Here is an 8195-nt window from a genome sequence, read left to right on the forward strand (position 1 = left end):
CGTCGTCGGCCCGACGCCGACACGCTCGCCAACCACGCGCGTCGAGAGCCCAGCCTCAAGGCTCAACCTCACAATCTCGCGCACATGGCGCATGATAACCCTCCTCGTCGGCATCCAATTCTCCAAGCTGATTCCAGCCGGAGAAATGACCCAACGATCAGGCCTCACACCATCCGAAACTGCGCGCGATCAAATCGGAATGCTGCGCGGAGAATGCTCGGAATGCTGCGCGCGATCATTTCGGAACCCTGCGCGCCATCAACTCGGTACGGTGCGCACCATCATCTCGGAATCCGCACGTGCGCTAGGGGCGCCGAGGCGGGGTGAAGCCGTCGGGGATCGGACGCGTCCCAGATGGCTGGGCCCAGACAGCGACGGGCAGAATGCTGGAGGAGCTCGGGCCGGAACGGCTACTGTGGGGGTCGGAGTGGCCGCACGTGACGGCCGCTCACGCCTACGCGCCATCCTAGGCGCAGAACCCTGGAATGGCTTGCGGAACTCGTCCCAGACGAGGACGCCCGAGGGCGGATCCTCGGCGAGACCTCTGTTGCCCTGTACGACTTTGACCAGCCGTCCACGACGTCTTCTACCCGCATCGCACGAGGCGGGCGTTCACCGCGCTTGCCCACTGAAGCAGCCGATGCCAGTGCAGATTGATTTTGATTTAATTGAGTGACAGGGCTGATCCGCTCGGCGAGGGGGAGTCGCTGCGGGCATGGCTGAAGGGGGCGCCATCCACGTCATCGATCAATTGCCCGCGGTCATCGCGATCTTCCGATAGTGCATCCATATTTGCATCTGCAGCAGCCTTATATTACTCGCTGCATTCATGCCCTAACTGCCTCGCGATCTGTACCGTGCGAGCGCTCGGCGATCATCCGCGCTGGCGCGGAAGGTCCGGCCGTTGTAGCCGCTGTCGAAACCGCAGAGCGCACCTCGCTTGCCCATTTGCCCCCTCCTGAGGGGGATCGAATGCTGCATGTCGCCCCAACTGCGCTGGAGCGGTCCTAATGTCCCGATCGATCTCACGATATCATGCGTCGCCAAATGCGGCAGCCGCACCGCGACCCGCGACGGTGCAGCCAGCCGCGCGCCGGCCGCATTGTCGCCCAACTGGGCCTGGCGCTGCAAAATTCGCATTCTGGAGTTTGACGAGTTCGCCAGAGCATGATCCGGAAAAGCGATCATCGAGCGGTCGCCCGATGTGGTTCGTCTGATCGAGCGTGAGCAATAGCCCGCGTAATGTTGATTGGCCCGTGAGGCCACGATGAGGAGGCTGGATGGCAGGCGCCGTTCATGTGAACGCCCGCTCTGCAGACCTTCCAAAGGACGGCGAGTCGGCTCGGCTCAATCGCTCAATCGAGCCTGCAGCAAGTGGTGGGCGATGACGTTGGGCCGACCCTGCGGAAGGGGGGCAGCGCGATGAGGCGGGTAAGGCAAACATCGACAAAACCAGCGGCTTGCCCTTACCGACCCCGACCGGCACATTCTTCCGGTATCGGTACCAAGTCACGCGACCGGACGGCGGTTGACCCGAGCGGCGGCGAAGGCGCAGCAGCCGCACTTAGGGAACCCGGCAGCCATCGCGTCGTTTTTCCGTTCATGCGTTGCAACAAGCGCGCGTTCAAGTCGCCTCGGAGCGCTTGACGAAGGCTGTTCCAATCTACACGGCGCTCAAGCGTTGAAAGGTCTCCATCCCGAGCAGCTTGCATAAGGCTTAGAACCGCGTAATAGGGCCACGCGAACCAGCAGACTATTAGCAAGCAGACGGCGACTACGAGTGCGCGCCAGTCCAAACACGCCGCTTGCGACGTACAGGAGGTTCGCTAAGTGCAGCGGCACCTTGTCGTTTGTTAAACAGGAGCCGTACCACCGCTCGTTCGCGACATCGACCCACTCCGATGCGCCCTCGCTAACAACCAGGTCCTTGGGCAAATATCTGACTGCGCTCAACCATTTGAGTAATGGTAGGCTCATCATACGGCCCATAGACTTTTGAATTGACGTCGACGTACCAACGCTGTCTGCGTTTCGGTGGCGTAGTGTCCGGCATAAAATATTCCCCAGCGGCCGGATTGTTTCGCAACTAGAAGATGAAGGCAAGCCATAGAAGTCTAGCCCTAAGTCTAAACTGAGTCCTTTGCTTACCCGCTTTGGGATAGACCCGTAGCGGCCGGATCAGTGAAGCCACCCTCTCCTTGCGTGGACAAGTCCGTGAACTCGCCGCAGACGGTCGGGTAGCCAGTGTCGGGCAGCTCAACATCGTGGCGCTGACCGCGCTCGTCTTGCGATTTCTTAACGAGATCACATAAATAGCTGAATTCGCCAATACCATAGCCCTAGGTCGACGCTCCGGTCGCGGACGGCGGCACGCCCATCAATTCCAATCTGGTATTTGTGACTCCGAAATTGGTATTGGCCTCACCAGAGGCGAATGGGTGAATCCTCAGAGGATCGCTGGTGCGCATGGGAATCTAATGCTTACGCTTCACGAGCTCATCACTAAGCAATGCCGGGAACGACCGAGAAAGGCCTTTTTGCGGTTTGAGGGCCGCGTCATGACCTTCTCAGAGTTGAAGCAGCGCGTCTCCTCTGTGTCGGCGGCTCTTCGCGAGATTGGCGCTAAGCGGGGCGACCGGGTCGCGCTGATGATGTCGAATCACTCGGACCATGTTGTGATCTATCTTGCTTTGGCTTGGGTCGGCGCAATCAGTATCGAGGTAAGCACGCACCTGAAGCGCGGCGGCATTCAGCTTCGGCTAGATGATGCCGAGCCACAGCTTTTGATCATCGATCCCGAATTCTTATCGGAAGTGAGGGCGGCTCACGAGGAGATCCGGTTTGTGGGCTTGCGGATCTTGGTGCGCAATGCCGTTGATCTTAACCTCAACCCACCGTTTGGCTCGCTTTCTCTCAAGCATCTGTCTGCAACCTGTGACCCCATTCCGGCGCTGCTCGATCGCGTGCACACGATCGCCTATACATCGGGATCGACCGGACGCCCGAAGGGCGTGGTTCAAACTGAGCGCTTCTGTCAAATCGGAGGGAGGGCCGCCGCTATCCTCGCGGGTGTCCGAGACGATGACGTCGTGTTTCTCTGCGAGTCGCTCCACCATGGCGCAGGTTGGTTGACCGTTGTTATGGCTTTGCAACACGGAGTGTGCATCGCCTTGGTTGAACGCTTCAGCGGATCAAAACTCTGGGATCAAATCAGAGAATCTGGCGCAACTCTTCTTCATTATCTCGGCGGAGCGATAGACATCCTGTCGAGGCAACCGCCTCGTCCGGACGATCGAGACAATCCAATCCGCGTTGCTTGGGGAGCTGCGGTCCCCAAAGACAGCTGGCGCACTTTTGAACAGCGGTTCGGTGTCACTATTCGAGAAGGGTACGGACTTTCCGAGGCGCAAACCTTCACTCACCTAAACCTCGAGGGGCGCGTTGGTTCAATTGGCAAGCCAGCAGAAGAGTTCGATTCATGGATTGCTGGTGAGGACGGCAAGAAGTTGCCAAATGGTGAGATTGGCGAAATCGTGGTGCGACCTAAACTGCCCGGGATCGTCATGGCGGGATATTTCCGCGATCCGAAGAAAACGGCTGAAGTGTTGCGTAACGGATGCGTCTACACCTGTGACCTGGGCTACCAGGACGAGGACGGCTTTTTCTACTACGTCGGGCGCAAGCAGGACTGCTCGCGAAGGCGAGGGGAAGGCGGTTCTGCTTGGGAGGTTGAGCCGGTGATCAGCTCGCACCCAGACGTGGATGTCGGGGTCCGTGGCTCGTGAAGGAAAGCGTCGGGTGGTCGCGCACAATAGAACTTCCCATTACTGGCCGAATGGTGGATGCAATAAAGTGCGTCCGGTTTGGATCGACTCATCATTTCGTAGAAGAGCACAGCGTTCTTGGAACTACGCTATCCGGAGCACGGAAGCTCGGCGCAAAGCTTACAGAGGCACTTGGCATCGCAAAGCAATACTTGTGGCGCGCGAATTTCGTTGAGGACGAGCGAGCCTGGAAGCTCGGCGCGAAAGGACAGGTTGAAAAAATCAATGGCGGTGAACCACAAGCCGTTACGAGAATGTGTGGCACGCCGCGCTCGCAAGTCTCAAGGTAAAGAGAGACTCTACCACTTGGTTCTCGCTTAGAATGGTCCTAGACATGAATTCGGTTGTTGAAACTGCTAACTCGCGTCCACCGCTTCCGCGCAACGAACCGGTGCACGACTATGCCCCAAACAGCCCCGAGCGAGCGGCGATAAAAGCTGCGCTGGAGCAAATGAGCAAGGAGCGCGTCGAACTGCCACTCATCATCAACGGTGTTGAACAGCGGACTGGTCGCTGTGAGCCGGCGGTGATGCCTCACCGCCACGATCACGTTCTCGGAGATGCCCATCTGGCATCTGCAACTGAGGTGAATGCAGCCATAAATGCAGCCATTCGTACATGGCACGATTGGTCGAAGTGGCCGTGGACGGAGAGGGCGGCAATTTTCTTGAAAGCTGCCGAGCTGCTATCGGGTCCATGGCGGGATCGCCTCAACGCGGCGACTATGCTTGGTCAGTCTAAGACAGTTCATCAGGCGGAGATTGACTCCGCGGCGGAGCTCATTGATTTCTGGCGCTTCAATGTCGAATTCATGAGGCGCCTCTATGAAGATCAGCCGATTTCGGCGCCCGGTGTCTGGAATCGGACTGATTACCGACCGTTGGAAGGTTTCGTCTTTGCGGTTACGCCATTCAACTTTACCGCGATCGCCGGGAACCTTCCGACCGCGCCGGCCTTGATGGGCAATACGATTGTCTGGAAGCCAGCAGCAACCGCTAAGTATTCTGCTCACCTGATCATGCAGCTCTTGCAGGAGGCGGGTCTTCCAGATGGCGTAATCAATCTTGTTTACGGAGACGGCGCTGAAATCGCCGAGATTGCATTGGCCGATCCTCGCCTTGCCGGCGTCCACTTTACCGGATCAACGCAGGTCTTTAACAACATCTTCCGCAAAGTTGGATTGAACATCGATCAGTATCGCAACTATCCAAGGCTCGTCGGAGAGACCGGAGGTAAGAACTTTATTGTGGCTCACGGGAGCGCTGATGTTGCTGCACTGGCTGCAGCAATCATTCGCGGCGGGTACGAATATCAGGGACAAAAGTGCTCTGCGGCATCTCGGATCTTCATACCGGCGTCCTTATGGCCAACACTGAAGACGGTCTTGTGCGATGAAATTGCGACCATCAGAGTGGGCGACGTGGCTGACTTCAGCAATTTCATGGGCGCGGTTATCGATGAAAAGGCATGGCGCAAGCACATGCGGGTTTTCGAGGAGGTAAAATCATCCAGCGCGAAAATCCTCAGAGGAGGAGAGGCCGAGGACAAAACCGGGTACTTCATTGCGCCGACCCTGATCGAAACGGACGACCTGGACTCGCGACTTCTTCGTGAGGAATTCTTTGGACCGATCGTTACGGCATACGTCTACCGCGACAGCGAGTTCGAAGCGATTCTCGAGAAGATAGATCAATCGGGTACTTACGGACTTACCGGCGCGATATTCTCAAGGGACCGTCGCATCATCAACCGCGCATTGAGCGGGCTGCGGTCCGCTGCCGGCAACTTTTATATCAATGACAAGCCAACCGGTGCAATCGTTGGCCAGCAGCCATTCGGTGGGGCGAGGATGTCAGGCACCAACGACAAAGCTGGATCGATGTGGAATCTGATCCGGTGGACTTCGCCAAGAAGCATTAAGGAAGCGTTCGTCTCGCCGAGAGACTATCGCCATCCTTACCTGTCCAACAGTTCAGCCGACGATTGAGCGTTTGAAGTCCTGCTACACATTCTCTCATTTGGAGCCAAGCTGCTGCAGATGCCAAACATGCTCTTCCTTCGATGTTGGTTTTCGTACCGCTGAGCTGTGTTGAGGTGATTAAGGACTTCCTGGATCAAGTCGCTGCCTAATCGATCTTCTGAAGTTGTTCGTCGTAGTGTTTCCTCCCGCGACGGACCATTACAGGCCGCCCCTTTCGGGCGGCCTTTTTTCCTTCCCGCCTGAGCCCTCCAATTGGCTCACCACCTGGCCTATGAACCAGCGACCGGTGTTCGGCCCGCGGCACAGTCTTTCGTCGTGGGGGAAGCTCCGCGGATTCCCCTCGTTCGATTCGAACTGAATGCGGTTGAGCGTCAGTTTATCCGGTCGATCAAACCGGCAGCAGCTCACGATCTGCTTTCCGCACTTGAAACAGCCGCGTGTGCGACATGGTACCCGATCCTCTCGCGCAGGCAATTTCTGTAGGTCGCAGAGGCTTATAAGCAGAACGTGTCGGTTCAGCGAGCATCGTATGACGCGTTCCCCTCCGTTGGAATCTGGCAATGCCCTATGGCCGGCACGGTATGCGCATTAATTCCAATCTGGTATTGATCCCCCCAAAATTGGTATTGGCGTAGCGGGAGGCGGCACCCTCACATTGATCACAATTTATCACACCTCATCAATCGAAGGAGGAGGAGACGGTGGGTATGCATTTTGCTACATCGTTGTTAGCCAGACTGCTCGCGTTGCCTGGCTGTTCGCTTCCGACATATGCCCAAACGCGGATGTGCTGCTCGCCTCAAGCTGGGGGAGTCCAAGGCGGCGATGGCTTGGCACCCTGTTGGGTGGTCATGTGGCCGGGCGGACAGGCGAAAGCTCGAGCCTTTATACTGTCGCTGGAGTTCGGTCGTTTGCAGTTGAGGGCTGCTGCGGCTGGCGGACCCCTGCATCCTCGTCCCGACTATGGGCGTAGGCCGCGCAAGCAGGATCATAATCCTCGATCCCTTCTCCGAGCATCTCAAGTAGGTCTTCGGCGCGATGATTTTTAGGACCTGCGCCGAAGTCGAGAGACATCACTTCGGTGACAACTCAACAGCAGCCAAGTGCCCTTTGGGCAAGTTTAGGCAAGGGGTCCAGGAGATGAACGTGAGCGTAGGAACGTTCGCCGAGTATTCCGTGCAATCACTCAAAAAGGTTTCGTTATTCGATGCTCATCAGCATTTCTTAGAGCGATCGGCTACGTCCAACGACAATTTGGAACGGTCCCTGAAGACGATCGTCGAGCGGGAGGTGCTTGTCGAAGCGGGAGCGTTCTTTAACCGAGCGGGTGCCGCGGAGGCGGTCGATGCTTGATCGGCCCGATACCATGCGTCCTAACACGCGGATCTTCGTCAAAAATGCGATTCTGGCGAGAATTTCTCTACAAGACCTCGCGGCAATAGGGGGGTTCCTAGAGCCGATCGTCCTGAGAGAACGTGTGGTTCTGCAAGAGCCGAAAAGGCGTCCTGATCACGTCTATTTCATAGAGTCCGGGCTCGTCTCGCTGAGGATCGTCGCGGCGGAAAGCATCCTCGAAACGGCGGTGATAGGACATCAGGGCGCTGTCGGCGCTTCGTTCTTATTGGGGGGACATCTTCCGACCCACCAGTCTGTGGTGCTCTTTCCCGGAAGCGCGCGCAGGATCCGTGTCGAGGATTTGCGTCGGGTGATGAACGAGCGCCCTGAAATCCGAGAACATCTTTTTCAGTACGTTCAAGCGCTGGCCTTGCATTGCGCTCAGACGGGATTATGCGGCGTTCGGCATGATCGCGAAAAGCGGCTCGCGTCTTGGCTCTGTTTAGCGAGCGATGCTCTTGACGCGCATGTGCTTCCAGTTACCCACGACTACCTTTCGTCCGTTTTGGGATTGCGCCGCGCTGGAGTAACGGAAACCCTAATCCGATTTGAAGAACGGGGATTGATTCGCAAGATGCGTGGCGTCTTGCAGATTGATGAACGCAAGTGCCTCGAACAAAGGGCATGTAGTTGTTACCGACTTATTTCAGGCGCCTATGCCGCCCTGCGTTCGTGACTGCAGCAAAAGCGCCGGCAAGCTAGTGTTCCGTCACTGACAGACGATTCACAAATTGGCGCAAACCTGCGAGTCTGCGCCGATGAGGAAGCTCGAGCAGATTGCGGTCAGCACAGCCGATCGCGAACGATTGGAGCGGCTGGTCCGGGACCGGAACACGCCGCAGAAGGTGGTTTGGCGAGCACGGATCGTGCTGCTGGCGAGCGATGGGTCGACGGCGGAGGCGATCGCGGCAGTGGCTGGCAAGAGCCTGCTGACAGTCCGCCGCTGGCGCCGTCGCTATGTGGCGAAAGGTGTGGACGGACTTCTGAAGGACGCG

The 8195-nt window shown here is 57.5% G+C and carries 8 protein-coding genes; 6 read left to right on the forward strand and 2 right to left on the reverse strand.

Translation table 11 applies throughout. From position 1 onward, the window contains the following. The first annotated feature begins 323 nt into the window (after positions 1-323). Positions 324-470: an amidohydrolase family protein gene (locus J6497_RS42365; RefSeq protein ID WP_225709608.1), complete on the forward strand. Its 147-nt coding sequence runs from the start codon at positions 324-326 to the stop codon at positions 468-470. A gap of 364 nt (positions 471-834) precedes the next feature. Here J6497_RS42365 and J6497_RS39780 read toward each other — a convergent pair whose 3' ends face one another. Both J6497_RS39780 and J6497_RS42370 read right to left on the reverse strand, forming a co-directional pair. Then, the gene (locus J6497_RS39780; RefSeq protein ID WP_225709609.1) at positions 835-1188 is read right to left on the reverse strand and encodes a hypothetical protein; all 354 of its coding nucleotides are present in this window, start codon (positions 1186-1188) and stop codon (positions 835-837) included. Between the two features lie 278 nt (positions 1189-1466). Then, positions 1467-1796: a DUF2939 domain-containing protein gene (locus tag J6497_RS42370; protein ID WP_376708348.1), complete on the reverse strand. Its 330-nt coding sequence runs from the start codon at positions 1794-1796 to the stop codon at positions 1467-1469. A gap of 681 nt (positions 1797-2477) precedes the next feature. On the opposite strand from J6497_RS42370, the gene J6497_RS39790 reads away from it, so the two are divergent. The 5 genes from J6497_RS39790 to J6497_RS39810 form a co-directional block, all read left to right on the forward strand. Next, the gene (locus J6497_RS39790) at positions 2478-3785 is read left to right on the forward strand and encodes an AMP-binding protein (protein WP_225709610.1); all 1308 of its coding nucleotides are present in this window, start codon (positions 2478-2480) and stop codon (positions 3783-3785) included. A gap of 373 nt (positions 3786-4158) precedes the next feature. Continuing rightward, complete coding sequence (gene pruA, locus J6497_RS39795; RefSeq protein WP_225709611.1) at positions 4159-5811, forward strand: L-glutamate gamma-semialdehyde dehydrogenase; 1653 nt, start codon at positions 4159-4161, stop codon at positions 5809-5811. A 1140-nt stretch (positions 5812-6951) separates the two neighbouring features. Next, positions 6952-7158: a hypothetical protein gene (locus J6497_RS39800; RefSeq protein ID WP_225709612.1), complete on the forward strand. Its 207-nt coding sequence runs from the start codon at positions 6952-6954 to the stop codon at positions 7156-7158. After that, a complete protein-coding gene (locus J6497_RS39805; protein WP_225709613.1) occupies positions 7151-7876 on the forward strand; it encodes a Crp/Fnr family transcriptional regulator in 726 nt (241 codons plus the stop codon). Before J6497_RS39800 ends, J6497_RS39805 begins: the two co-directional genes overlap by 8 nt. 82 nt (positions 7877-7958) lie before the next feature. Next, a partial coding sequence (locus J6497_RS39810) for a helix-turn-helix domain-containing protein (protein WP_225709096.1) occupies positions 7959-8195 on the forward strand: 237 nt, incomplete at its 3' end.

It is taken from the genome of Bradyrhizobium cenepequi, assembly GCF_020329485.1.
GTDB lineage: Bacteria > Pseudomonadota > Alphaproteobacteria > Rhizobiales > Xanthobacteraceae > Bradyrhizobium > Bradyrhizobium cenepequi.

What these genes read in the sequence shown, in the direction of transcription:
- pruA (WP_225709611.1), top strand. Translation starts at nt 4,159, where the DNA reads ATGAATTCGGTTGTTGAAACTGCTAACTCGCGTCCACCGCTTCCGCGC.
- J6497_RS39790 (WP_225709610.1), top strand. Translation starts at nt 2,478, where the DNA reads ATGCTTACGCTTCACGAGCTCATCACTAAGCAATGCCGGGAACGACCG.
- J6497_RS39780 (WP_225709609.1), bottom strand. Translation starts at nt 1,188, where the DNA reads ATGATCGCTTTTCCGGATCATGCTCTGGCGAACTCGTCAAACTCCAGA.
- J6497_RS39805 (WP_225709613.1), top strand. Translation starts at nt 7,151, where the DNA reads ATGCTTGATCGGCCCGATACCATGCGTCCTAACACGCGGATCTTCGTC.